26 protein-coding genes are annotated in these 26,184 nt (G+C 41.9%); 15 read left to right on the top strand and 11 right to left on the bottom strand.

Annotation, left to right across the window (positions count from 1 at the left end):
- Positions 1 to 23: 23 nt before the first annotated feature.
- The 8 genes from ACOAOT_RS21075 to ACOAOT_RS21040 all read left to right on the top strand — a co-directional run bounded on the left by ACOAOT_RS21075 (position 24) and on the right by ACOAOT_RS21040 (position 6,422).
- Positions 24 to 623 (top strand): hypothetical protein, encoded by a 600-nt coding sequence (locus tag ACOAOT_RS21075; protein WP_420218754.1) that lies wholly within the window; start codon positions 24 to 26, stop codon positions 621 to 623.
- A 58-nt stretch (positions 624 to 681) separates the two neighbouring features.
- The gene (locus tag ACOAOT_RS21070) at positions 682 to 1,224 is read left to right on the top strand and encodes a hypothetical protein (RefSeq protein ID WP_420218753.1); all 543 of its coding nucleotides are present in this window, start codon (positions 682 to 684) and stop codon (positions 1,222 to 1,224) included.
- Positions 1,221 to 1,850, top strand: a complete 630-nt coding sequence (locus ACOAOT_RS21065) for a hypothetical protein (RefSeq protein ID WP_420218752.1) — start codon at positions 1,221 to 1,223, stop codon at positions 1,848 to 1,850. Before ACOAOT_RS21070 ends, ACOAOT_RS21065 begins: the two co-directional genes overlap by 4 nt.
- A 96-nt stretch (positions 1,851 to 1,946) precedes the next feature.
- A complete protein-coding gene (locus ACOAOT_RS21060; RefSeq protein WP_420218751.1) occupies positions 1,947 to 2,756 on the top strand; it encodes an alpha/beta fold hydrolase in 810 nt (269 codons plus the stop codon).
- A 216-nt stretch (positions 2,757 to 2,972) separates the two neighbouring features.
- Positions 2,973 to 3,920, top strand: a complete 948-nt coding sequence (locus ACOAOT_RS21055; protein ID WP_420218750.1) for a cell wall-binding protein — start codon at positions 2,973 to 2,975, stop codon at positions 3,918 to 3,920.
- A 139-nt stretch (positions 3,921 to 4,059) separates the two neighbouring features.
- Complete coding sequence (locus tag ACOAOT_RS21050) at positions 4,060 to 5,178, top strand: ComEC/Rec2 family competence protein (protein ID WP_420218749.1); 1,119 nt, start codon at positions 4,060 to 4,062, stop codon at positions 5,176 to 5,178.
- A gap of 25 nt (positions 5,179 to 5,203) precedes the next feature.
- Positions 5,204 to 5,416: a DUF3006 domain-containing protein gene (locus tag ACOAOT_RS21045; protein ID WP_349670163.1), complete on the top strand. Its 213-nt coding sequence runs from the start codon at positions 5,204 to 5,206 to the stop codon at positions 5,414 to 5,416.
- Positions 5,417 to 5,429: 13 nt separating this feature from the next.
- Positions 5,430 to 6,422, top strand: coding sequence for a 3'-5' exonuclease (locus ACOAOT_RS21040; protein ID WP_420218748.1), 993 nt, complete (start codon positions 5,430 to 5,432; stop codon positions 6,420 to 6,422).
- On the opposite strand, the gene ACOAOT_RS21035 is transcribed toward ACOAOT_RS21040, so the two are convergent.
- From ACOAOT_RS21035 to ACOAOT_RS21015, 5 genes are all read right to left on the bottom strand, one after another.
- Positions 6,419 to 7,129: a response regulator gene (locus ACOAOT_RS21035; protein WP_420218747.1), complete on the bottom strand. Its 711-nt coding sequence runs from the start codon at positions 7,127 to 7,129 to the stop codon at positions 6,419 to 6,421. The two genes, ACOAOT_RS21040 and ACOAOT_RS21035, sit on opposite strands and share 4 nt — an antisense overlap.
- On the bottom strand, positions 7,122 to 8,207 hold the full coding sequence (locus ACOAOT_RS21030) for a sensor histidine kinase (RefSeq protein ID WP_420218746.1): 1,086 nt from the start codon (positions 8,205 to 8,207) through the stop codon (positions 7,122 to 7,124). Before ACOAOT_RS21030 ends, ACOAOT_RS21035 begins: the two co-directional genes overlap by 8 nt.
- Positions 8,208 to 8,219: 12 nt before the next feature.
- Complete coding sequence (locus ACOAOT_RS21025) at positions 8,220 to 9,767, bottom strand: D-alanyl-D-alanine carboxypeptidase family protein (protein WP_420218744.1); 1,548 nt, start codon at positions 9,765 to 9,767, stop codon at positions 8,220 to 8,222.
- A gap of 85 nt (positions 9,768 to 9,852) precedes the next feature.
- Positions 9,853 to 10,548 carry a TIGR01906 family membrane protein gene (locus tag ACOAOT_RS21020; protein WP_420218743.1) on the bottom strand — a complete coding sequence of 232 codons (696 nt, stop codon included), beginning with the start codon at positions 10,546 to 10,548 and terminating at the stop codon, positions 9,853 to 9,855.
- Positions 10,549 to 10,567: 19 nt separating this feature from the next.
- Positions 10,568 to 11,218 (bottom strand): trimeric intracellular cation channel family protein, encoded by a 651-nt coding sequence (locus ACOAOT_RS21015; protein ID WP_420218742.1) that lies wholly within the window; start codon positions 11,216 to 11,218, stop codon positions 10,568 to 10,570.
- Positions 11,219 to 11,471: 253 nt separating this feature from the next.
- Here ACOAOT_RS21015 and ACOAOT_RS21010 point away from each other — a divergent pair, with 253 nt between their 5' ends.
- The 3 genes from ACOAOT_RS21010 to ACOAOT_RS21000 all read left to right on the top strand — a co-directional run bounded on the left by ACOAOT_RS21010 (position 11,472) and on the right by ACOAOT_RS21000 (position 15,806).
- Complete coding sequence (locus tag ACOAOT_RS21010; RefSeq protein WP_420218741.1) at positions 11,472 to 12,830, top strand: citrate/2-methylcitrate synthase; 1,359 nt, start codon at positions 11,472 to 11,474, stop codon at positions 12,828 to 12,830.
- Positions 12,831 to 13,039: 209 nt separating this feature from the next.
- Positions 13,040 to 14,548: a purple acid phosphatase family protein gene (locus ACOAOT_RS21005; protein ID WP_420218740.1), complete on the top strand. Its 1,509-nt coding sequence runs from the start codon at positions 13,040 to 13,042 to the stop codon at positions 14,546 to 14,548.
- Between the two features lie 94 nt (positions 14,549 to 14,642).
- Positions 14,643 to 15,806 carry a YibE/F family protein gene (locus tag ACOAOT_RS21000; RefSeq protein ID WP_420218739.1) on the top strand — a complete coding sequence of 388 codons (1,164 nt, stop codon included), beginning with the start codon at positions 14,643 to 14,645 and terminating at the stop codon, positions 15,804 to 15,806.
- Between the two features lies 1 nt (position 15,807).
- Here the strand turns inward: ACOAOT_RS21000 and ACOAOT_RS20995 are convergent, their stop codons facing one another.
- Positions 15,808 to 16,782 (bottom strand): phosphotransferase family protein, encoded by a 975-nt coding sequence (locus ACOAOT_RS20995; RefSeq protein WP_420218738.1) that lies wholly within the window; start codon positions 16,780 to 16,782, stop codon positions 15,808 to 15,810.
- 185 nt (positions 16,783 to 16,967) lie between these two features.
- Between ACOAOT_RS20995 and ACOAOT_RS20990 the strand changes: the two genes are divergently transcribed.
- The 3 genes from ACOAOT_RS20990 to ACOAOT_RS20980 all read left to right on the top strand — a co-directional run bounded on the left by ACOAOT_RS20990 (position 16,968) and on the right by ACOAOT_RS20980 (position 20,074).
- Positions 16,968 to 17,558: a TetR/AcrR family transcriptional regulator gene (locus ACOAOT_RS20990; RefSeq protein ID WP_349672340.1), complete on the top strand. Its 591-nt coding sequence runs from the start codon at positions 16,968 to 16,970 to the stop codon at positions 17,556 to 17,558.
- 215 nt (positions 17,559 to 17,773) lie between these two features.
- A complete protein-coding gene (locus ACOAOT_RS20985) occupies positions 17,774 to 19,309 on the top strand; it encodes a sodium/proline symporter (RefSeq protein ID WP_420218737.1) in 1,536 nt (511 codons plus the stop codon).
- A gap of 126 nt (positions 19,310 to 19,435) precedes the next feature.
- A complete protein-coding gene (locus ACOAOT_RS20980; RefSeq protein ID WP_420218736.1) occupies positions 19,436 to 20,074 on the top strand; it encodes a lactate utilization protein in 639 nt (212 codons plus the stop codon).
- 30 nt (positions 20,075 to 20,104) lie between these two features.
- Here ACOAOT_RS20980 and ACOAOT_RS20975 read toward each other — a convergent pair whose 3' ends face one another.
- The gene (locus tag ACOAOT_RS20975; RefSeq protein ID WP_420218735.1) at positions 20,105 to 21,016 is read right to left on the bottom strand and encodes a LysR family transcriptional regulator; all 912 of its coding nucleotides are present in this window, start codon (positions 21,014 to 21,016) and stop codon (positions 20,105 to 20,107) included.
- Positions 21,017 to 21,115: 99 nt separating this feature from the next.
- Between ACOAOT_RS20975 and ACOAOT_RS20970 the strand changes: the two genes are divergently transcribed.
- Entirely contained in the window at positions 21,116 to 21,706 is a 591-nt protein-coding gene (locus tag ACOAOT_RS20970; protein WP_420218734.1) for an LOG family protein, read from the top strand.
- A gap of 51 nt (positions 21,707 to 21,757) precedes the next feature.
- Here the strand turns inward: ACOAOT_RS20970 and ACOAOT_RS20965 are convergent, their stop codons facing one another.
- Genes ACOAOT_RS20965 through ACOAOT_RS20950 form a run of 4 tightly spaced genes read right to left on the bottom strand, consistent with a single transcriptional unit; the run spans position 21,758 to position 26,169 of the window.
- Positions 21,758 to 22,378 carry a V-type ATP synthase subunit D gene (locus ACOAOT_RS20965; RefSeq protein WP_104439574.1) on the bottom strand — a complete coding sequence of 207 codons (621 nt, stop codon included), beginning with the start codon at positions 22,376 to 22,378 and terminating at the stop codon, positions 21,758 to 21,760.
- Positions 22,379 to 22,389: 11 nt separating this feature from the next.
- Complete coding sequence (locus ACOAOT_RS20960) at positions 22,390 to 23,793, bottom strand: V-type ATP synthase subunit B (RefSeq protein ID WP_420218733.1); 1,404 nt, start codon at positions 23,791 to 23,793, stop codon at positions 22,390 to 22,392.
- 14 nt (positions 23,794 to 23,807) lie between these two features.
- Positions 23,808 to 25,574 carry a V-type ATP synthase subunit A gene (locus tag ACOAOT_RS20955; RefSeq protein ID WP_420218732.1) on the bottom strand — a complete coding sequence of 589 codons (1,767 nt, stop codon included), beginning with the start codon at positions 25,572 to 25,574 and terminating at the stop codon, positions 23,808 to 23,810.
- Complete coding sequence (locus tag ACOAOT_RS20950) at positions 25,567 to 26,169, bottom strand: V-type ATP synthase subunit E (RefSeq protein ID WP_420218731.1); 603 nt, start codon at positions 26,167 to 26,169, stop codon at positions 25,567 to 25,569. Before ACOAOT_RS20950 ends, ACOAOT_RS20955 begins: the two co-directional genes overlap by 8 nt.
- Between the last annotated feature and the right edge of the window lie 15 nt (positions 26,170 to 26,184).

The following is a 26,184-nucleotide window of genomic DNA, read 5'->3' as shown; positions in this document are numbered from 1 at the left end:
AGAATATTTTAAAGGAGAATAAAATGCAAAGGGAGTATAGATTTCCTGGGTGGCTGGCTATCATCTTATGGTTTGTATTCTTTTGGCCTGTAGGTATATATAAGCTTAATGAAAGAATCAAAATAGACAAACCAGGGGCAAAACATAATTGTAGAATTATGTTTATATTTGGCGTTATATTAATGGTTTTTAATATTTGGCTGCTGGGGAGTGCGCATATAAATTTTGAAGATATTAAAACGTTTTACCCTGTATTAATCATAATGTTATTTCCTAATTTTTATATATTCTTGAGAGCAGTTTTATTAAAAAAAGAAGCAGATTACTATGAGAAGCAACGAATTGCATCAATTAATGAAAGTAAAGAATTTTTAAATAAAATGACAGATGATTTTATGAAAGATTTTAAAGATTTCCAAAATCAGACTACAATTTTATTTACTCAAAATCAAACAACTTATATGAATAAACAGGAAAATAATTGTGAAATGCCCAACAGGAGTTATGAGAAGGATACACAAAAGAATCCTAAGGTAGTCATTTGTCAAAGTTGTGGTGGAAAGAATACGGTTATCACAGGAACAATAAGTGAATGTGAATACTGTGGATCACCATTATCATAAGTGGCACCTAGATATAATACAATTAATCCAGATAATATAAAGGTAAAGGTGAGAAACAGTGAGAAGCTCGGAATCCCATATTAGCTTTGGACATTTTATTGCTAATTCAATGATCGGCTTAGGTATTTTTAATACATTTATTTTTGGTACGTTTACCCTATCGGTGATGATGCATCCAGAATTATCTTTTGTGTATCGTATCTTAGGTTTTTTAATTACTGGCTGGGGAATATCACTTATTGTTTTTGGAAGAAAACGAATAAAGCTAATAGATGAATTTAGAAGATATCAAATACTTTTGAGTACGAGTTCTTCAGGCTCTATTGTATCTCTTGCCAATGCAATTAATAGTCCTAAAGAAGAAGTAATTAAAAAACTAAATTTAATGATAAAGCGAAAATTTTTTAAGAATGTCTATATTGACACTGTTTCAGAATGTATTTTACCAGGAACTAAAGTGGTATCTCAAAGAAAAATCGAAGAAAAACAGAATTTTATTACCGTGACATGCCACAATTGTGGAGCAAGCAATAAAATAATAAATGGAAAGGTTGGTGAGTGTGAGTATTGTGGCTCACCACTGAGTTGGAAGAAAAAATGAAGCATAAAACTAAGTTTATTTTATGGCCTGTAGTTATTTTTTGGTTCTTGCTTTTTATGCCTATCGGTTTTTTATTATTTCATAGGAAAATGAAGACAGATAAAGAGGGGGCTAAAATAAACAGCAGGATTATGGTTCTCTTAGGAATAATAGTTTTGCTGCTAAACTGTTATTATTGTTATTGGTTTAAATTTGTAAAAACGGGTGCTGAATTTTCGGAAGCAATTCCGGGAATAATTATGCTTACCTGTATTTCTTTACATATGTTTTATGGTTCCCGAAAAGTTAAGGAGTCAGGAGTCAGGTATCAAAGATATATGGAGCTAATTGTTGACAATCACCAAACAAATACCGAGCGTATAGCAGCAATGATGGCTCTAGATTTTCCAAAGGCTATAAAAGAAATACAGGAGATTATTGATGGGGGTTATTTAGAGGATTCTTATCTATATGACAATAATCGTAGAATTTATCTGTCGGATAGATTTAGCAGAACAAACATCAGGCATGAAGCAACAAAAGCAGAAAGTTCAAAAGTTCTTATTTGCCAGAACTGCGGGGCCCAAAATAAGGTCACGACTGGAACTGTATGTGAATGTGAGTATTGCAAAACACCATTATCATAAAAATGTATCTTGATTTGGAAGAGAAAAATGACATAATCGTGTACCGGACCAGCTTTTTTCGAATAGTATAAATCAAAAAGGTCGAGATATAAGATTATGGGTTATTATGTCACTGTTGATGGAAATGTCAACATTTACGTGGAAGATTTAAATCCGGACTGCGAAAACACTATCCTGTTTCTTCATGGATGGCCAGGGAGCCGTAAGCTGTTTGAGTATCAGTTTGATGTGCTTCCGGCCATGGGATTTCGCTGCATAGGGATTGATACACGGGGATTTGGAGATTCGGATAAGCCTTTTTGCGGGTATGACTACGACAGACTTGCAGATGATGTAAGGGAAGTAATTGATGCATTGGGATTAAAGAATATCACACTGGCGGGGCATTCAACCGGGGGTGCCATTGCAATCCGGTATATGGCAAGGCATAAGGCGCATGGTGTATCGAAACTGGCTTTGTTTGCCGCTGCAGCCCCGAGTTTGATTAAACGGGAGAATTTTCCTTATGGTGTTGATGTGCAGATCGTAACGGATATTATAAACGGAACTTATGAAGACCGGCCCAACATGCTAAGAAACTTTGGAGATATATTCTTCTTCCAGCATTTAACCGCACCATTTTCCGATTGGTTTTTCCAGGTGGGACTGCAGGCGGCCGGCTGGGCAACGGCAAAAGTTGCAAATACATGGATTCAGGAGGTTTTGTTCCAGGATCTGACAGAGATTTGTGTACCAACTCTGATTATTCATGGAATCCATGATAAAGTAGTACCCTTCCCATTAGGGGAAATTCAGCATCAGTATATTAAGAATTCAGTACTACTGCCATTTGAATTCAGCGGACATGGCGCGTTCTATGATCAGAAGGATGAGTTCAATCAGGCATTGGCGGAGTTTGCAAAGTAGCTATGATAGCGTATATAACAGGGCAATTAGAAGAAATAGAACGGGTCTTTTCTTCTGTTGCCCTGTTTTTCTGTACCCTCTGAAGATACTCTGAATTAAATCTCACGGGAATTAATGCTCATCACCATTCACAAATTCTCTTATATGAGGTATAATGAGTACACGTATACATAATTTTGTACTGTATTAAAGAGATAGAAAGGTGAGGGATGCTGCATGAATATGAGGAAGATTATGGCACTGATGCTAACGGCGGCATTGGTTACAGGGGCTAACTGTACCACTGCATCAGCTGCTTCCAGAAAGAAGATCACTACAGTAAAAATGACGGTAACTGCAGACATAGTGTTGGGAGGAAACATTTCTGAACAGCAGGCAGAAGTTACGGTAAAAGGCGATAAAATTGAAGTGGACCAGTGTGAATTTATCAATGACGGATTTCAGTGGTATGAAAATGATGTTCCAAGACTGGAAGTAACCTTGCATTGTCAGGATGATTATTATTTTGATACTAAGGATGGAAGTTATACCATTGAGGGCGGGACTTATGTAAAGCAAAAAAAAGAAGATTATAACCAGACTGTAATTGTTACCATAGATTTACCTTCCGCAGGTGAATTTACCCAGCCAGTCAGCTCCTTAAACTGGACCGATGGTCATGTGGCAAACTGGTCAAAGAGCGTGGGGGCAGGAAGCTATGAAGTCAAGCTTTATCGTGATGGAAAAGGTGTAGGAACTGCAAAAACAACGGATCAGACAAGTATGGAGCTGGGAGGCTTCCTGACAAAAGAAGGTAACTACACATTCCAGGTTCGCACCGTAAACGCAAAGAATCCGGAGAAAAAAGGCGCTTGGGTAGAATCTTCCTCAAACTTTGTCAGTGGGGAACAGGCCAAGTCCAATTTTATAAACTATGCAGGCAGCTGGAAGCAGGATCAGACAGGCCGCTGGTATGAAAATGGAGATGGCAGTTACTCAAAAAACAGCTGGCAGAATATCAACGGAAAATGGTATTTCTTTAACGCGCAGGGATATATGGCTACAGGCTGGATCGACTGGAATGGGAAACAGTATTACTGTGACACACAGACTGGACAGATGCTTACTGACAGTACGACTCCTGACGGTGCCAAAGTCGGTTCTGACGGAGCTCGGCTACCTTAAAGATGGATCATATTTGCACGGGCTGCATATTGCAGTCCGTTTTTAATGCAAAAGAAACGGATTGCCCTGTGGCAGGACGTGGAAAATACTTGTAGAATGAGGAATTCTATCATATAATAACACGAAGGAGCAGATGGAAATGACAACAAATTTGGCTGGAAACAAAGGAAAAAGGATTCTGGCACTGGCAGCTGTTCTTTGTATGATTTTTCTGACTGGCTGTGTATATAAAGCAACCGGGACAGATGATTTAAATACTGCTGTGCGAAATGAGACTGATGATCAAAAGACTGGCTTTGGACTGGCTGCACATTTTATTGATGTAGGTCAGGGTGACAGCACCCTGATTGAAGCAAATGGTCACTTTATGCTTGTTGATGCAGGAGAAAAAGATCAGACGGACACAGTTATTAATTATTTAAAAGCACAGGGAGTAAAAAAACTTGATTATGTGATCGGAACACATCCCCACTCGGATCATATCGGTGGTTTGGAGGGGGTTATCCGTGAATTTGATGTAACAACTGTTATGCTTCCAGAAAAAGAGCATACTACAAGAATTTATGAGGGGATGCTTGATGCCATTGCAGATAAAAATATTAAGGTTACCATCCCAAAAGCAGGTGAAAGTTACCGTCTGGGTGAGGCATCTTTTGAAATTATTTCCCCCAACCGGGATTATGGAGATAATTTAAATAACTGGTCCATAGGCATGAGGCTGGTATACGGAAAAACCAGCTTTGTTTTATGCGGAGATGCGGAAAAGGAAGCCGAACAGGATATGCTGCTAAGTGGATTTCCTCTAAAAGCAGATGTTTTAAAAGTATCTCATCATGGCAGCAGTACCTCATCAACCCCGGAATTTATAAAAGCGGTTAGTCCGCGGTATGCAGTTATCTCATGCGGGAAGAATAATGATTACGGACACCCTCACAAAGAAACAATGGATTTATTTAAGAAGCAGGGAATAAAAGTTCTGCGGACGGATCAGATTGGAACAGTCGTAATTGAAAGTGACGGAACCGGGCTTCGGATTCCCGGGCAGGATGAGCAGCAGGAGAGTCTTGCCGGGGAAACCAGGGAAAATGAGACTGATACCCACAAGGATTATATTATAAATACCAATACAGGCAAATTCCACCTACCGGATTGCAGGCTTGCACAATCTATAAAAAAAGAGAACCGGAAGCTATATACTGGAACCAGAGAAGAACTGATTAACCAAGGGTTAGAGCCGTGTAAAAGCTGTAATCCATAAAGAACCGGCATGAAGGGGGAATACCATGCAATATATCATAGACCGGATCGAACAGGAGATTGCGATCTGCGAAGAGGAAAGCGGAACTATGGTGAAGCTGCCTTTAAAGGAACTCCCAAAAGGATCCAGAGAAGGGGACGTATTGTTTAAAATAAACGGAGCGTTCCAATTTGATGGAGAAGAAACAAACCGGCGCAGACAGAAGATGCGTGAGAAACTGAACAGACTCATAAAATAAAGGATTTGAATATATGAAAAACTACATTGTACTGGATCTGGAATGGAACCAGAGCGCTGGAGGGAAGGAGGAAGCAGTTGACCATTTTCCCTTTGAGATTATTGAAATCGGAGCAGTAAGGCTGAATGAGACCATGGAAGAAACGGGAGAATACAGGAGATTGATTAAGCCCAGAGTCTATACTGAGCTTCATGAAAAGATCCTGGAAGTGACCCACATGGATCAACAGACGCTGATGGAAGAGGGAATCTGCTTTGAGGAGGCTGTGAAAGAGTTTTTTCTCTGGTGTGGAGACGATCCCGTATTTTGTACATGGGGATCCATGGATCTAACGGAGCTCCAGAGAAACATCGCCTATTATGGATTGCCAGATCCCTTTAAAAAACCCCTTCTTTACTACGACATCCAAAAACTATACAGCCTCCTGGAGGGGGATGGAAAAGACCGGGTGTCTCTTGATGTAGCTGTTTTTGAGTCAGGAGTCATGGAAGAACGTCCGTTTCACAGAGCTCTTGATGATGCTCATTATACGGGGCGGATTATGAGTAAAATGGACTTTAAAAAGGTGGAGGCATACTGGTCTACGGATTATTACTGTCTGCCTGTCAATAAAGAGGAAGAGATCTATCTGGTCTTTCCCAGTTATTCCAAATACATCTCAAGGCCCTTTGAATCAAAGCAGGCTGCCATCGAAGATAAGACGGTAACGGATCTGATCTGCTGTAAATGCAACCGGATGCTGAAGAAGAAAATCCGGTGGTTTTCTGTAAACCAGAAAGTATATACGGCACTGGGATGCTGCCCTGTTCATGGTAATGTAAAGGGGAAAATCAGGCTAAGGCGAAATGATGCGGGAATGGTTTATGTGGTAAAGACCATGAAGCTGATTGGAGAGGATGAAATTGGCGGAATCTATGAAAAAAAGGACGAGGCCAAGAAAAAACGGGTGGAAAAAACCAAAGTCCGCAAGCTGAACAAAAAGAAGGGGGCAATTCCCCCTTCTTAATATTCGCTTTCCTGCATTCGGTAACCAACACCTATTTCTGTAAAGATATAATTTGGTTCTCCGGGATTTATTTCGATTTTTCTCCGAATATGTGCCATATTCACTCTTAGAATCTGGTTATTGCTGTCTGCATAGGGTCCCCAGATATGGTTGATCATGTAGTCATAGGTAAGTACCTTGCCGGAGTTTTCAGCCAGAAGGGATACCAGCTTATATTCAATCTGAGTTAAATGGATCACATGCCCATTTAACGTAACCAGGCGTTTGGCAAAGTCAATTACAAGACCCTTGCATTGATACGGAGTCTGTACCACAGATCCGTCAACTGTGCTGACTGTAGACTTGCCGTGCCGCAACGCTGTACGGATTCTGGCCAGAAGTTCGCTGGTGCCAAAGGGCTTGGTAATATAATCGTCAGCACCATAATCAAGTGCTGTAACCTTTTCCTGTTCCTGGGTTCTGGCAGAAATGACAATGATAGGAATGGTTGACCAGCTTCTTACATTCTTGATGATATCCAATCCATCTATATCAGGCAGACCCAAATCCAAAAGGATCACATCAGGGCAGTTGGAACTGATCATAGCCAGTCCGTCTTTTCCATTCACTGCACTGATGACCTTATAATCATGTCTTTGAAGGGTGCTTTCAATAAAACCCGAAATATTCTTTTCGTCTTCAATAATTGCTATTGTAAATTTATTCACAAGTATTCTCTCCCAATGGTAATGTAAAAGTAAAAATTGCCCCAAGTGATTCATTGCCCGCTGTTATGGTTCCGTTATGTGCGGTTATGATTGTCTTACAGATGGACAAACCAATTCCCATACCCTTATGAGAATCTCCACTGCTGTTTGGGGAAGGGGTATATCCGTCAAATATGGTAGAAAGTCTTTCTGGTGCGATTCCCACACCGTGATCACGGATGTCAAAGCGGGCGTTACCATCTTCAATCGAGATGGTTAAACTGACAGGATCTTTGGAATTTGAATGGTACACTGCATTATCCAGAAGGTTGATAATCACCTGTTCAATCAGTGTGGCATCCATGGGTACCATGACCAGTTCATCTGGTACAGTTACCTTTACCTCGGTACCAGGAAAACGTTTATGAAAACGCATGACTGCTTCGGACGCTACCTCCTCCAATGGTTCCAGGGATTTGGTTATCTGCGTTTTGGTTCCACGGATTCTGGTAACTGTCAGCAAATTTTCTACCATGTTAAGAAGCCAGTTGGCATCTTCACGGATTCCGTTTATCAGATTTGCTTTTTCTTCTTCGGACATGGAATCCTGAGCATCAAGAAAGGAGTTGCTTGCACCGATAATTCCGGTTAAGGGTGTTCTGAGATCATGTGAAATGGCTCTCAGCAGATTTGCCCGCATCGTCTCTTTTTCTGCTTCCATTAAAAGCTTTTCCCGTTCACGGATAATTTTATTCTGATATTTTAAATGTGTTGTGGTGGCACTTGTAATACTTGATATCACCATTAAAGCAATAAAGGTAATGGGATATCCATCCATGGTGAAATTTAAGTGCATAAAAGGGTACGTAAATACCAGATTTACGCAGATTACACTGATGAAAGATGCGATGACTCCCGGTACATATCCATTTGAAAAACGAGAGATTAAAACAACTGCCATCATATATACGATACTTACATTCGCGGTGTGTCCGCCCACAAAGACCAGCAGATAGGCAACAATGGTTGCTCCGGTCAGAGCTAAGATGGTAACCAGAAAGTTCCACACCAGTTCTTTTCTTGACAAGGACTTTTTCATAACCCCTCCCATTTACCGGAATTTAAATTTTCCTTTTCTCCAGCCTTTTTTTCTGGAGGTATAGATACCGCGGCGCTGTTGAAGAAGTGAATCAAATTCATCTGCCGAGACGCCTGATTCTTTCAGACGTTTTAGTCTTTGTTCCCTCCGTATCAGAGAGTTTTGTTCTTCCTGGTGCTTCCTGAAAATCATAAAAGATATAAGGCCACCGATGATAATGGCAGCTCCCACACATCCAAGGATAAGCCAGGCTGACATGGGGATCTCAAAAGGTCTTAATGCTTTTTCCCTATAATCCTGTGCTGCCCGGTCTGCTTTTAACTTTGCTGCGTCCCTTCCTGCCAGAGCGTCTACAGCCTCTTCAGACGTTTCAGAAGCTTTGGTGGAAGGAGCATCATCAAGCTTTGATTTAACTGCGGATGCTACCAGGGAATCGTTGATTTCCAGAAAGGTAGAACCAACTACTCTGTCCTGGTAACGATAATTAATTTTGGCTATTGCATTTTCCGGATCATCGTTTGATATGTCATAACTTAATTCTGGCTGCGCATCATAAAAGTCGGCAGTCTTTGGTAATATAATGCGGCTGTCAGGATCCAGTACCAGCGCTTCCGGTTTTGTGATGGAAAGACCGCTGAAGTTTAAATCGTTGGTAATGGAACTATAGGTTTTTTCGTATTCAGCCGCTTTTAAAGACGTAAAATTATTAAAACCAAATTCCAGAAGATTCTTGGTATCTGCCCAGTATTGGGGAGTGGACCCCTTTAGTATAACGGTGATGAGCTTCATTCCGTTTTTTTCGGCGCATGTAATCAATGTATTGCCGGCAAGTGTGGTATAACCAGTTTTTCCGCCCACTATCTCAGGATAGTAATATGGAGAACCTTTTCTCATCATTTTATGTCCCGGATAGATGGCCAGTCCCTCTTTGTTAATGGAATTAGGTGGAAGTTTATAATAGGTGGTGGAATCGATCTCTTCAAAGATGGGATTATTAAAGGCTGCTCTGGCAATGAGTGCCATGTCATAGGGGGATGTATAATGTTCCGGGTTGTTTAAACCGCTGGGGTTGGCAAAATGAGTGTTTTTGCAGCCAAGTTCCTTTGCCCTTGCATTCATCATATCAGCAAAAGCTTCTCTGCTTCCTGCAACATGTTCTGCCAACGCATTGGCAGATTCATTGGCAGATTTTAGTAAAAGAGCATAAAGGCAGTCTTTTACAGACAGCTGGTCCCCTTCGTTAATTCCGGCATTGCTGCTTCCGGATTCCACATTAAATACAGCATCATGGGAAAAGGTTACAGTGTCGTCCAGTTTGCAGTTCTCAATCACCAGCAATGCAGTCATTACCTTGGTAATACTTGCAGGAAAATACTGGTTGTGTATATTCTGTCCCCAGAGAATTGTTCCGGTATCCCCATCCATCAGGATCGCTCCATCTGCCTGTACCGATATATTGTCAGGCCAGTCAACAGCTGCTTTCCCGGTTACTGTAAAGGAAGAGGCGAACAAAAACAGACACAGGAAGAAACTTAATACTTTTTTAGTCAATTGGGTCATGCTCAATAATCTCTCCATAGTTATGTTTCAGTTTCAGATAATTTGTCAATTTACAGTATAGGTGATTTTGAGTAACAAGTAAAGTTTATTTGCTATTTTTCCCCTTTTTACGCATAAGAAACACGCATAAAGCTAATAGTATCACGACCGAGAAAAAGTAGAGAAAACCAATATAAAAAACAGTGTCCCTGAAAAAACCTTCCGGAACAATATTGATCAGCATGTCAGTAGATGGATCAAGCATCCAAAAATCATTTGTAAAAAACATATGGTGAAACATTATAAAATATCTGGTAAAATCCGAAGAAATAATTCCTGCGATTACAGCGGATCCAAGGAAAAACAACCCGCTTCCTATTAGAACTGACCGGGGAAAGGTATTGTTCCAGCTTATTTTCAATAACATTAGGATAATAAGGCATAGTACCATTACCATAAGGCAGCCTCTGCGGATCGACATAGCTCCTAAAAACAGTCCCTGAACATCTTTCATATGAGCAATTTCTCTGGCACTGAAAAAATCTCTGCGGACTCCCCCCATTGTGGTATTTACCTGAAGCTCTGTCCGGTTACCCTTTAAATATGCCATCATCTGGTTTGTAACATCCATCAGGTCGTCCATTTTCATGGAAACTGACTCTGTTACATTATATTTTTTATATTCCTTTTCAAAATACCCGGGAGTCCAGTAAACGGCGGCCTCCACTGCTGTGAATAACAGTACAACCATAAGGCAGATGGAAAAAATGATACCAAACGTATATTGCAGTAAACGGTTCATGTGTAACCTCCTGATTCTATTATTTTTTAACGGCTGTAGGCAGATTCCAGCAAAAACGGGTAGCCAGAAGACGAATGACTATGACAGCTGCAGCACCTGCCAGCATGGCAATATCTTCATTGATGTGATTCATCAAACCGGAATACAGCATGGCACCCGCAATGGAAGCACAGGCATAAATGTGCTTTTTTAGAACATAAGGGGTCTGGCCTGCCATGATATCACGCAGGATGCCTCCGCCCACACCAGTGATGACACCCAGAAAAACTATGAGAAAATGATAATCACCATAGCCCGCCAAAACGGCAGTATCGATGCCAACCACTGTAAATGCGCCAAGACCGATTGCATCAAAGATATTCATGACCTTTTCAAAGGTTTCCATGTGACGGCCGGAAATAAATTTCTGATTCATCCTTACTGTAATAAATAGAAGCATAACCGTAATAAAGGCAAGTAATACGTAAATCGGGTCCTTAAACAGCGCAGGAGGGACATTTCCAATAATAATATCCCGCAGCATACCGCCGCCCACTGCTGTTGTAACCCCCAGAACAATAACTCCCAGCAAATCAAGCTGTTTTTTAATGGCTACCATGGCCCCCGAAGAGGCAAACGCAATGGTACCAACTGCTTCTACAAAAAAAAGCAAAGATAATTCTATTTTCATGGATATCCTCCGATTATTTCAAGTAGGGAAATTAAGGCAAGTATAAAAGCTGTGGGAGTGTTTGTCAATATACAAAAACTGTGAGAAATACAGCTGTTCACAAAATATATCTTGATTTTTTTATTGAAATTATATATTATATGAAAAAGTTCAAAAGTGAACAGTTGGAATATATTTACAGAGGGAAAGGAGTGGGTAGGCATTAGGTAAGACGGCGGAACTTGATGATCTGTTTTCAGAAAGAGGTGTTTGCATGATTGATCAGAAAGAATTTGAAAAAAACGTACAGGAGTGGTCAGATATCTGTTTAAACGATGAACGGATTGACTTAGAATCCTACGATAAATACGATGTAAAAAGGGGGCTTAGAGATAGGAACGGTAACGGAGTGGTTGCCGGTCTGACCAAAGTGTCAAAGATCTTGTCGAGTAAAACCATAGACGGAGAGAAGGTACCTTGTGAAGGGGAACTTTATTATCGGGGATATAATATTTATGACCTGGTAAATGGTGTAGTGAAAGAGGAAAGGTATGGATTTGAAGAAATCGCCTATCTTCTTTTGTTTGGAGAATTACCGGATAAAAAGCAGCTGGAACGTTTCTCTCAGACACTGGGCTACAGCAGAACTCTCCCTACCAATTTTGTCAGGGATGTAGTGATGAAAGCACCAAGTCATGACATGATGTCCACCCTTGCCAGAAGTATTCTCACCCTGTCAGCCTATGACGAAAAAGCAGGGGATATATCGGTGCCAAATGTCCTTCGGCAGAGTCTGATGTTAATCAGTGTCATGCCAATGCTGGCTGTCTATGGTTACCATGCCTTTAATCACTATGAGCGGGGCGGGAGCATGTATATTCACAGACCCGATGAAAAACTGTCCACGGCTGAAAATATTTTGAGACTTTTAAGACCGGATATGAAGTATTCCAAAGTAGAAGCTCATGTTCTTGATCTGGCTCTTATTCTTCACATGGAGCACGGCGGCGGTAATAACTCCACATTTACAACCCATGTGGTGACCTCTTCCGGCACGGATACCTACAGTGTAGTAGCGGCAGCTCTCGCATCATTAAAGGGGCCGAAGCACGGCGGTGCCAACATCAAGGTAGTTGAGATGATGGAGGACTTAAGGAAAGAGGTACACAACTGGAAAGATGAAGAAGAAATTGAAGAGTACTTAAGAAAGCTGCTTCACAAGGAAGCATATGACAGGAAGGGACTGATCTACGGAATGGGACATGCCGTCTATTCCAAATCAGACCCCCGTGCGGAAATATTCAAAGGTTTTGTAAAACAGCTCTCGGAAGAAAAGGGACGTATGGAAGATTTTAACCTTTACTCTGCCATAGAGAGGCTGGCTCCCAAGGTAATCGGGGAAGAGCGCCGGATCTACAAAGGTGTCAGTGCCAATGTTGATTTTTACAGCGGATTTGTTTATTCGATGTTAGACATTCCCAATGAGTTGTTTACTCCCATTTTTGCAATAGCAAGAATCGTAGGGTGGAGCGCTCACCGGATAGAGGAGCTGATTAACATGGATAAGATTATACGTCCGGCTTATGTGAGTGTGATGCAGGAAGAAGAGTATAATCCCCTTGATTTAAGATAATAATCCTTAGAAAAGCAGGCTGAAAAGCCTGCTTTTTTTTCGGGCACTTTGGTGTTTACATGTAAATTTCAGATATAGTTTGTAAAGCTTTGGCAAAGTATCTTGAATATTATAACCTGCCGATTTATGCTTTAGAAAATGAGACGCGCCTTCATTAGAAAAACATCCAGACGGAATATAATAACGTCAAGCATAAGGAGGAATTAAGTATGAAGAGCAGAAAGAATTATGGGGCTGCTTTTATTTTAGCTGCCATAGCAGCAGTATTGGCGGGGGGATACGTATATGCGGCAACGGAGCACTTTTCTGATTCTACTACTGATCAGGCATGGGATGCGTGGACTCAGAAGTGGGAAGGGGAGGTGAGCCGTGATTACGAAAAAATAGCTCTTACACCTGGAGCAGATGAGTCAAAATTAAATTTTGCCTGGTACTCAAAAACGGATGGTGCTGCAACTCCCAGGATTGAATTATCAAAAAACAGTGATTTAAGCCAATCCGTTACATACGACGGGAATGCGGTACAGGCGGTAGAGGGATATCAGAGCAACCGGGTAACCGTGGATTCTCTTTCTGAAAATACCACATATTACTATCGGTATTTTAAAAACGGCCAGCCTTCCAAAACGGCTTCTTTTAAGACTCATAATTTTAACAGTTATTCCATGCTCTATGTTGGAGATCCTCAGATTGGTGCTTCAAAGGGGCAGACCACTTCCAGAGGCGATAAACTGGAAAACAAATCTGAGATTAATACAGCAGCACGCAATGATGCTTTTAGCTGGAACAAGACATTAAATACCGCCATGACTGCAAATCCGGATATCAGCTTTATACTTTCTGCAGGAGATCAGATTAATAAAAATGTGGAAGGAAAAGATATGGGAAATGAAACGGAGTATGCAGGATTTTTAAATGCGGACTGGATGAAATCCCTTCCTGTTTCTACAACTATCGGAAACCACGACTCCACCAATGAAAGCTATAGTCTGCATTTTAATAATCCTAATAATACCCAGCTGGGAAAAACAACCGCAGGAGGAGATTATTTTTATAAGTATGGTCCTGCTTTGTATGTTGTGCTTAATACGAATAATTACAATTGCGCGGAACATGAACAGGCCATTCGCCAGGCAGTGGAAGCGTATCCTAAAACAACCTGGAGAATTGTAATGATTCATCAGGATATTTATGGAAGTGGCCTTGATCACTCTGACTCTGATGGAATCGTCTTAAGAACCCAGCTTACTCCTTTAATGGACAAATATGATGTGGATGTGGTACTTCAGGGGCATGACCATACCTATTCCAGAAGCTATTTATTAAAGTCTGATTCTAAGACTCATTCCAATTATAATTTTTATGACTGGGATAATGTAAAGGATGAGGCAGGGAATGTATTTCCTTATACAGACCCAGCTTACCAGGCTCAGAACAGTTGTTACACCATTGCTAATTCAATGACAGGTGGTGTAACAAATGGGGATGGAACACTTTATATGGAAGCCAATTCTGCAACAGGAAGCAAATTTTATGAATTGATTCCAAGCAAACAGGATTATATAGCTGCTAGAAGCCAGAACTGGAATCCTACTTATTCCGTAATTCGTATAAACAACAATACCTTTGCAATTGATACTTATGAAATTGCGGGCGGGAAGGTTCAGAAAATTGATGATACCTATGAGTTAAAAAAGACCAACGCATCAAGAAGGTAATAGGTTTTTTAAGAACTCCGGGACATATGGCTGAGGCTGAATGTCCCGGGGGATAGCCGGAAAAAAGTAACAGGTGAGAAAGGAGCCACCATATATGGAGTTTGAGCAGCAGGGAAAAATCACATGGATAACAAAGGAAAAGAGGTGGCTTCAGTGGATCGTATTTGCAGCTGTTATGGCTGCATTTACTCTGTTTTTGATCTGCTTTAATCAGATAGATATAGCCAGTCTTATATCCACACAGGGAAGAACCTTTGAACGTGGCCGGGTTATAGAGGTTCTTTCGGATAATTTACAGGAAGACGGCAGCAGGACCGGCCAGCAGAATGTTTTGGTTGAAATCCGTTCCGGATCTCTGAAAGGTAAAATGGTTAAGGCAACCAGCAACAATGGCTATCTGTTTGGAGCAGCCTGTGAACCGGGAATGAATGTAATAGTGATTCAAAGCGTGTCCGGTGATATTGCTATTCATACCGTATACAGCGTAGATCGCGAGTGGGCTGTTCTTGGATTTGTTCTGCTTTTTCTGGGAGTTGTCTGCGTGATCGGAGGATGGAAAGGCTTTTATTCCTGTGTAGGACTGATTTTTACCTTCGTCTGCATCGTATGGCTTTATATACCAATGATTTATAAAGGATATTCTCCATTTTTTGCAGCAGTCCTGGTTGCATCAATCACTACCTTTGTCACAATGTATTTACTGGGAGGCTGGTCTGGAAAAACGTTGTGTGCTGTGGCAGGAACTGTGAGCGGAGTTATCATTGCGGGTGTGTCAGCCTATGTATTTGGTGCAGTATCTCATATCTCAGGTTACAATGTATCTGATATTGAGTCTCTGACAGTTCTGGAAAACATACGAGGAATCCGTGTGGGGGAACTTCTGTTTTCCGGCTTACTGATTTCTGCTCTGGGCGCAGTTATGGACGTGGGAATGTCCATATCGTCTACTGTATTTGAGATACATACCAACAATCCTGAACTGACCACAAAAGAGCTGTTTCGTTCTGGCATGAATGTAGGCAGAGATGCCATGGGAACCATGGTGAATACCTTAATCCTGGCATTTGTTGGCAGTGGAGTCAGTACGCTGTTGTTAAACTATGCCTATGAACTGCCTTATCTGCAGATTATTAATTCCAACAACATGGTAATTGAAATCATGCAGGGGATTTCAGGAAGTTTGGGAGTTGTTATGACAATTCCAATTGTATCCCTGATGGCATCGGTAACGGCTGTAAGGTGGAAGATAAATCGCTGAGTTAATAACTGGCATGTATGATTCGGTGAAGCTCTGCAAATTTGTCGGTCAGATGGCCGGCAGCCCATTCATACATATCCCGGGTATCGTATTGGCGATAATCGCATTCCTGGATAACAAGGAGCATGGTGTAAACGTCATACCATATCGCCCGCAAGTATTCCTTTTCTGTAAGGTGGTCAATGCCGTACCCTTTAAAGAAATTCGTGTCTGCACTATAGGTTCGAAACCCAACCTCCATCAGGGGATCTGCCCAAAGACTTCTCTCCCAGTCTATCAAACCAGTAATCCGGTTGTCTTTCACAAAGATATTCCCATCCCACAGATCCCAGTGGACAAGTACGGGGGTTTTAACCTCATCAAACAGTTCTTTGTATGCTTCTAAATCCTTAAACAGCTGATTTTTAGATATCTTTAAGTCAATGGACAAACGCTCTCCATCTGAAAAAGCAAGCTCTGTCATAGTGGAAAATACAGGATACCAGTCATTTCCCTGCAAAGACGGCTGCCCCAGATAGCCGAATTTGTTTCCTTGAATCGAGTTGATTTTTTTGTTCAAACTGCCCGCTCCCGTTCGTATAGCTGACTGTACATCTGGGGATAGAGTGGAAATAATGGAGTGGAAGCTCGCACCCTCCAGTATCTCCATGAAAAAATACGGAGCATGAATCAGACTTAAGCTGTCATCATAAAATAAAACTTTTGCAACGGGTACATCAGATTGCTCCTTTACAGTGCGCATAGCCAGGACTTCACTCATCATAATATTCTTCTCATAGGACATAACAAGAGCATCCTCAGGGGGTGCAATCTTTAATATGCAGGAGGGAGCATGTTCCAGGGATACTTTATATGCCACATTAAAATAACCTTCTGTCAGTTCTTCAATACCTGTACAGATTGCATGTGGAAATGCGTGATGAATAAGGTTAAGAAGAGTCTCTTCGGATTGAATGTTTTTTGTCAGGCTGTTCATTGTTCACCGTTCCTTTCTAAGGTGCAGTTTGCCGGTTTTTTATTATTGTAACACAGTGATTTCGTCATGTCACCACAAGTACGGATCCGCCACCTGAATTTAATTCATGGACGTTTTTTCCTCTCATGTGATATACTGAATTATGTAATTTCATCTAAGGATGAAAATTAAGGAGGAATTGTTACGTGGCGAAAAAAAGTGTGCGCAATACCAGGGGTAAAATCGTAAGCGCAGCCTGGAAACTGTTTTATGAACAGGGATATGAAGATACGACTGTGGAGGAAATCATAGAACTTTCAAAGACGTCAAAAGGGTCATTCTATCATTATTTTGATGGAAAGGATGCACTTCTTAGTACACTTAGTGTTCTATTTGATGATAAATATGAGGAGCTGAAAACTCAGCTTGATCCTGAACTTTCGGCTGTAGAAAAGCTGCTTCGGTTAAACAGTGAGCTATTTACAATGATAGAGAATAGTATCTCCATTGATCTTCTTGCAAGATTATTGTCCACTCAGCTTATAACAAATGGGGAGAAGCATTTACTGGATCATAACCGCACCTATTATAAGCTGTTAAGAAAGATTATTGCACAGGGACAGGAAGACGGACAGATTGGAACCAAAATGAGCGTTACTGAAATGGTAAAGCTTTATGCTCTCTGTGAACGGGCGTTTTTATATGACTGGTGTCTGTGCGGAGGAGAGTATTCACTGAGACAATACAGTGCATCGGTACTGCCCTCCTTTCTAAGTGGATTTCTGCCTGAAAAATAAATTACACATACTTGTATTAGAATTATAATTAACCTGAGTACAGTTAAAAATCCTTATAAAATATAGATATAATGATATTTTAAATGAAAAAGTATGGTATTTAGTCTATACTTCGTTCTGCGTTGCGTTCTATTTTTGTTGATGCTATAATACACCCATTATTGCTGTGTTATAAGGCTGACAGCAGAAATAAGTGAGTAATAAGGAGGAACGTTATGAGTATAGGTCAAATAGGCATATTATCTGCCATAGTGGTTTATCTGGTGGCAATGGTCTATATCGGGTTTTATTACAGCAAGAAGGGTGGGGGAGACTCCGCGGACGAATTCTATCTGGGAGGAAGGAAGCTGGGACCGTTAGTAACTGCCATGAGTGCAGAGGCATCGGACATGAGCAGCTGGCTGCTGATGGGACTTCCGGGTGTTGCTTATATGACTGGAATTGCTGACGCTGGCTGGACAGCAATCGGTCTGGCAGCGGGCACATACTTAAACTGGCTTTTGGTTGCAAGACGACTTCGCCGGTATTCTGTAGTTTGCAATACCATTACCATTCCGGATTTTTTCTCCCGACGATATCGGGATGATAAAAATATTTTAATGTGTATTTCTGCAGTAATTATTCTTGTCTTCTTTATTCCGTACACTGCTTCTGGTTTTAAGGCAATAGGTACCCTGTTTAACAGTTTGTATCACATAGACTATCATACTGTTATGATTGTTGGTGCGATCGTAGTGGTGGGATACACGGTAATGGGTGGGTTCATGGCGGTATCCACAACCGACCTTGTACAGAGTATTGTTATGAGCATTTCTCTTATTATTATTGTATTTTATGGAATATCAGTAGCTGGTGGCTGGGACAGAGTGACAGAGAATGCTGGCGCTTTGGAAGGCTATCTAAGCATGAGCAGAACCCATAATATGGCGGGGCAGACATCATCCCCTTACGGTATATTAAATATTGTATCTACTCTGGCATGGGGACTGGGATATTTTGGTATGCCTCATATTCTTCTGCGTTTTATGGCTATCAGTGATGAGAAGAAGCTTACAACTTCCCGCCGTATTGCGTCTACCTGGGTTGTGATATCCATGTTTGTAGCAATTCTTATTGGAATTATTGGTTACAGCGTTTCTGTGGCTGGCGGTATTCCGGTATTCACCTCCGGATCGGAAGCGGAAACAGTGATTATCCGGCTGGCGGGGCTTTTGGGAAGTCATGGTTTTCTTTATTCCGTGTTGGCAGGTGTGGTGCTTGCGGGTATACTTGCATGTACCATGTCTACGGCAGATTCCCAGCTATTAACAGCTGCATCAGGAGTATCCCAGAATCTTATGCAGGATTTTTTAAAACTTAAAGTAAGTCATAAAACTTCCATGCTGGCGGCCAGGCTGACTGTAATCGGAGTCGCTCTGATCGCGGTGTTCCTTGCCTGGGATCCCAATAGTTCCGTATTCACCATCGTTTCCTTTGCCTGGGCTGGTTTTGGAGCTTCCTTTGGTCCTGTAATGCTGTTTGCACTGTTTTGGAAAAGAAGCAATTTTTACGGTGCTGTTGCAGGAATGATCTCTGGAGGCGCAATGGTGTTTATTTGGAAATATCTGGTGAGGCCTATGGGTGGAGTGTTTAACATCTATGAACTTCTTCCGGCTTTTACTGTGGCATGCGGGGCAATCATTATCGTATCGCTTTTGACCCCCCAACCTGATCATGAAATTTATAAGGAATTTGAATCAGTAAATAAATAACAAAAAAACGTAGTTAAACTGCCGGGTATTAGAATTCCGGCAGTTTTTATTTGCTTTTTTGACATATGGGATTTACAATAATTAAAAATCTGAATGACATACTGATAGAATGAAAGGAGTTTATTGATGCTTTTTGATAACAAGAACATTCCTGAGCACGTGGGAGAGGTTATTAAGAATCTTAATAAAAACAAAATGGCAGGATATTATGTGGATCAACAGGGTCTGTTGATTTCTCTTTTGGATGAGTTGATCAAAGATGGAGAAACCGTAGGCTGCGGGGATTCAGTGACTCTGGATGAGCTTGGGGTATTCGATCATTTGAGAATTCGGGATATTCATTTTCTGGATAAGTTTCAACCTTCTCTGACTGGCAAAGATAAAAGGGAATTGTATTTGCAGAATTTCCGGGCAGATACATTTATTACCGGTGTGAATGCAATTACGAAAAAAGGCGAGCTGTTTAATATAGATGGAAATGGAAGCAGAGTGGCTCCCCTGTTATATGGACCTGGTCAGGTAATTGTTGTAGCAGGAGTTAATAAAATCACTGATAATCTGGACGAAGCCATAAAAAGAACCAGGCAGATTGCAGCACCACTGGATGCAAAGCGGCTGGGAAAATCAACGCCTTGCGCAACTTTAGGAAGGTGTATTGACTGCAATCATAAAGATAGATTCTGCAATGACTTCGTCCTCATAACAGGCCAGTTTATAAAGGACAGGATAAAAGTGATTATTGTGGATCAGAGTCTGGGATATTAAGAAGGCAGCGGCTTATGTGGGACTGCTATCTTACGGGTTAATCAGTTCTAAGAACTTTTCTGATGCAGTGGAGACCGGCATGCCTTTTTTTAATACAACCGCCAGATTTACTTTTGGAAGAGACTCTAAAATAGGAATAAGAAAAAGCTTCTTACCGGCCAGTTCTTTTTCCACATAATCTTTTGTTACGCAGGCGAATCCTAGACCGTTAATGGCAAATTCAACAATCAGCTCCAATGTACTTAACTCGATCTGGGGATTTTTATTAATTCCATGTGTGAGCAGAAATTGATCCAGAGCATTCCTTGTACTGCCGCCTTTGTGAAGTGCAATTAAGGGGTAAGCTTCTGTCAGTGCGCGAAGTGAGATGGGATTTGTGCTTAGGGCCTCATATTTCTTTCCTGCAACAAAGCACATCTCTTTTTTTATTTGTTTGACTATATGCAGCTGTTCATTAGCATTTTCATGAAAATTAATAATACCAATATCAATATCTCCCGTATCAAGAAGCCTGGAGATTTCATGACTGGATTCATCTCTGACGTGGATGCGGATATCCGGATACCGCTGATGATAATGGGTAATGGGCTTTAGCAGGTCGTTTTTACAGACAGCAGAACAGACAGCAATTCGCAGTTGTCCCAAAGTCATATCTTTCAATTCTCCAAATTTGCGTTCGCCGGAGAGAATCAGAGAGCATCCCTTTTCAATATATTGGTACAGTATCTCTCCCTCAGCAGTCAGGGACACCCCTTTTGCATTTCTGAAAAATAACTGCCCGCCCAGTTTTTCCTCCAGCTGTTTTATGGAATAACTGACAGCTGGCTGAGAGGTAAAAAGCTCTTTGGAAGCTTTTGAAATGCTTCCAAGTCTGGCTGTGGTATAAAAGACACGGTATAGTTCAAATGGAATTAACATATAAAATTTTAATATACCTCCCATATTTAATCTCTATTTTACTTATGACTATGAGCTGATTATAATAGTTTCAGATCACAACGTCAACGAATTCATGATTAGAAAACGAATGGGAGGTACCGCATGAAAAAAGTCTGTGTTTATTCAGGTTCCAATCTGGGAAGCAGAGAAGAATATAAAGATTGTGCCAGAATGCTGGGTAAGAATCTGAGTGAAAATGGTATGGAATTAATTTACGGAGGTTCCAACGTGGGATTAATGGGAGAAGTGGCACAGGAAGTTCTGGCAAATGGGGGTAAGGCGACAGGCGTCATTCCCACCGGACTGTTTCCCGGTCAGATCATCAATCAGGATCTGACACTTCTGATAGAAGTAAAGGATATGCATGAAAGAAAAAAAACAATGGCTGATCTGGCAGATGCTTTTATTGCATTGCCTGGTGGAGTTGGAACTTATGAGGAGCTGTTTGAAGTTCTCAGCTTGTCACAGCTTGGTATTCATAAAAAACCGGTAGGATTATTAAATGTAGCCCATTTTTTTGATCCGCTGTTAAATATGATAGATACAGCGATTGCAGAAGGATTTATGAATCCTTCCAACAAGGGTCTTTTACTGGTGGATACACAACCCCAGGGTCTGATTGAAAAAATGAAAAATTATTCTACCCCGGATCTTGGCGTCAAGTGGAAGCAATTATCAGAACGAAAGATTTAATAAACAAGAGAGCTGAGATGCCGTTAAATCAGGCATCCCAGCTCTCTTGTCTTACATGCTTTTCTTGGTGCGCTTAATAACTTTAAGCCTTGTAAATTCCTCCCGGTCCTTTTCTTCCAGAGAATTCGTAATATTTCTGGTAAGAGTTTCGTAGCGGGGGATGGTAATGTTCTTTAATGCGTTAGCCCGTTTTTGCGTCCTTTTAATACTGTTAGCCAGACGATAAGCTGAGTTTTCCACCATGGAAAGTTTTACGGAAAGCAATTTTACCTTTTCAAAATGGTAACGTGCTTCATCAAGAGATTCCCTGGTACTATAATAAGCATAGGTTAAATTAAGAGGCATTTCCTCATGCTCCACTAACGGAATCTCAGTACCCATAATACTTCGTGTTTTAATACGAACCCTGTCATCAATGGGGACTGCCATGGCAATATCCTGCACGTAATTAATCCCCAGTTCAATATTTGCCTTCTGAAGTGCTTTGTACGCAGCAGTAAACGTCACGTCAATTTCCGACTGAATTCCCTTGGCCTCATCAATTAAGCTCATCAGTTCTTTGATCAGGATGTTCCTCTTTTTATCCATCAGCTCATAACCCTGTCTGGCTAATGTCAGGGAGTTCTTCGCAAGGATTAAATTACCCTTGGTGGGAAATGTATTCGGATTCATTCTGACCCCTCCTATTCGACTGAAGCTTCAGCGGTGGTTTCCTTATAATACTGGTCTAATACCCTGGTATCGACACGGTCCAGCTCCGCTCTTGGAAGCAGACCAAGCAGCTCCCAGCCGATGGTTAATGTCTCAAGAATGTTTCTGTTGGAGTGATTTCCCTGTCCGACAAAGCGGTCTTCGAACGCTTTACCAAATACCAGATACTTTTTATCAATAGGGGAAAGCTCATCTTCACCAATTACAGATGCCAATGCTCTTGCGTCTCCTACCTTGGCGTAACAGGAAAACAGCTGGTTTGCCACGCCCTGGTGATCCGCCCTGGTAAAGCCTTCTCCGATTCCATCCTTCATCAGACGGCTTAGGGACGGGAGCACGTTAATGGGTGGATAAACAGACTGTCCGTATAAGTTCCGATCCAAAACGATCTGCCCTTCTGTGATATAGCCGGTAAGATCAGGGATTGGGTGGGTGATGTCATCATTTGGCATGGTTAAAATGGGAATCTGGGTTACAGATCCATGCCGCCCCTTTACGATGCCTGCTCTCTCATAGATGGATGCCAGCTCGCTGTACAGATAGCCGGGATAACCTTTTCTGGAGGGGATTTCTCCCTTGGAGGAAGAAACCTCACGGAGAGCCTCCGCATAGGCTGTCATATCCGTTAAAATAACCAGGATATGCATCCCCTTTTCAAAAGCCAGGTATTCTGCCAGAGTAAGAGCCACTTTTGGAGTAATAAGACGTTCTACCACCGGATCGTTGGCCAGGTTAATAAACATTGCCACATGGTCGGATACGCCGCTTTCTTCAAAGGTACGCCGAAAGAAATCTGCCACGTCGTATTTCACACCCATGGCTGCGAATACAACCGCAAATTTCTCACCGGATTTGGAATCATCACCTAAAGATGCCTGCTGTACAATCTGAGCAGCCAGCTCATCATGGGGAAGACCGTTTCCCGAGAATATGGGGAGCTTCTGACCTCGTATTAAGGTCATCAGACCGTCAATGGCTGAGATTCCTGTACGGATATAATCTCTGGGATATTCTCTGGTCACAGGATTTAATGGCTTTCCATTGATATCAAGATAGATATCCGAGTTGATATCACCCAGTCCGTCAATTGGTTCTCCGATCCCGTTAAACGTTCTGCCTAGCATGTCTTCGGAAACAGCAAGCTCCATGGGGCGTCCGGTCAGTCTTGTATGGACATTTCTAAGAGCCAGTCCGTCGGTTCCTCCAAATACCTGAATAATTGCCTTATCTTCATAAACTTCAATAATACGTCCCAGTTTCTGTGTTTTACCAGCGACTGTCATTTCCACGATCTCGTCAAAGGCAGCATTCTGGACACCTTCTAAAACAACCAGGGGTCCGTTAATTGCACTTAAGCCTAAATATTCAATTGCCATCGTCTGCCTCCTTCCTATGCGTTTCGTTCTATGACAGAATCATAAAAGTTATCAATCTGTTTTTTATAGTCATCAAATAGATCCAGTCTGTCGTTTGGCACATCATATTTCAGAGATATAATCTTATCAAAGACAGGATCTTCTTTCAGGACAGACATGGGCATTCCCATTGAAACAAGGGAACGGGACTTTTTATATAAATAGAGAATTAAGTCCATCATCTTAAACTGCTTTTCCATAGGAACGCAGGTGTCGTCCTTATGGAAGGCATTCTGCTGTAAGAATCCGATTCGGATGACCTTTGCAATCTCTAAAATCAGCTTTTGATCATCAGGAAGCATATCTCCGCCAATCAGCTTGACAATCTCCATGAGACTGCTTTCCTGTGTCAGGATAAATACCATACGGTTTCTGTAATCCACAAACTTTTTATCTACCTTTTCCAGGTACCAGGGAGCCAGATCCGTTAAATACTCGGAATAGCTGCTGAGCCAGTGAATAGCAGGGAAATGGCGTTCGTTGGCCAGATTCCGGTCAAGACCCCAGAAGCAGCGGACAAAACGTTTGGTGTTTTGTGTAACCGGCTCTGAGAAATCGCCTCCCTGAGGAGAAACTGCGCCAATAATTGTAACGGAGCCTTCTGTACCGTTGATATTCTGCATCATGCCTGCACGCTCGTAGAAAGCAGATAAACGTGAGGCTAAGTAAGCAGGAAAGCCTTCTTCTGCAGGCATCTCTTCCAGACGGCCGGATAACTCACGAAGAGCCTCTGCCCACCTGGAGGTGGAATCTGCCATGATGGCCACGTGATATCCCATATCACGGTAATACTCTGCCAGTGTAAGTCCGGAGTAAAGACTGGCCTCACGGGCGGCTACCGGCATATTGGAAGTGTTAGCGATCAGGGTGGTCCGGTCCATTAAGGGGTTGCCGGAACGGGGATCGATTAATTGAGAAAATTCTTCCAGTACCTGAGTCATCTCATTGCCGCGCTCTCCGCAGCCGATATAGATAATGATATCAGCATCGGACCATTTGGCAATCTGATGCTGGGTCATGGTTTTACCAGTACCAAAACCTCCGGGGATACAGGCAGTGCCGCCCTTGGCAAGGGGGAAGAGGGTATCAATAATTCTCTGCCCGGTGATCAGCGGCTTGGTTGCCGGATATCGTTTTAATGTAGGTCTCGGAACCCGGATGGGCCACTTCTGTGTCATTGTCAGTTGTTTTTCTGTTCCGTCAGAAAGCTTTAGTGTAATGATTGGGTCAGATATGGTATAATTGCCGTCTTCTGCCACATCAAGTACGATTCCCTCCACATCAGGTGGGATCATTACCTTGTGAACGATGGCAGGCGTTTCCGGTACTTCTGCGATAATTGCGCCAGGAAGTAAGTGGTCACCTTTTTTAACCGTAATATGTGTCTGCCAGAGCTTCCCGGTATCAAGGGAATCTACGTGGATTCCTCTGTCGATATAAGCGCCTCCTGTTTTTGCAATCTCGCTTAAGGGGCGTTCGATACCGTCAAAAATATTGTTAAGAATTCCGGGTGCCAGAGTTACGGAAACAGGATACCCTGTGGCTGTGACTGTTTCCCCTGGTTTTATACCGCTGGTCTCCTCGTATACCTGAACGATGGTGCGGCGGTCCGTAAGTCCGATTACCTCGCCGACTAAATGATCTTTTCCCACATGGACCATTTCATTCATTCTGAATCCGGGATCGCCCTTTAAATAAATGACGGGGCCATTGATGCCGGAAATGGTGCCTGTATTAGTCATTTTCCGTACCTCCCATCAAATCTTTTATGTTAAACCGGAAATCCCGTTTTGCTTCAGCCAGTTTTGTCTGGAAGGAGTTATCAATTAAAATGTGTCTGTTAGGAATCACGGCTCTTGTTCCGCCCATGAAGGAATACTCACTGACCCGGATATCAGCGCTTTCCGGTAAGGACAGGCTTCTGATTTTTTCCTCGTCAGCAGGATCAATGTAGATGGTAATAAATTCTTTTCCGGCCAGTTCCTTTGCTTCCCTGATTTCTTTTTCAATCAGCTCTGTATACTGGGGGGTATTTCTGAAATGATCCACCATCTCCTGTAACTCCTGAAACAGTTTTTCTTTTAATTCATCCTGTTTTTTTCCAAATTCACGCTTTGTGCCGATCTGCTCTAAGGAGAGTTGTTTGTTAATCTCCCGTTCGATCTGTTCGCTTTCTGATGCCACCTGCTGTCTGGCTCTGCGTTTTGCATCCTCTTGATGTTCTGAAAAGGTCTGCTCTAAGGCAGTGGTATATTCATCAAGCATCTTTGCACTGCGGGACCTGGCATCTTCCATACAAAACTCAAGGAAGTGCTGCAATTTTTCCTCAGTTGTCAAGATGACCACCTCTTT

The sequence above is a fragment of the Lacrimispora struthionigena genome (assembly GCF_048627165.1).
GTDB lineage: Bacteria > Bacillota > Clostridia > Lachnospirales > Lachnospiraceae > Lacrimispora.
Note: the sequence above shows the minus strand (reverse complement) of the source record. Positions and strands in the feature narration are given on the sequence as shown.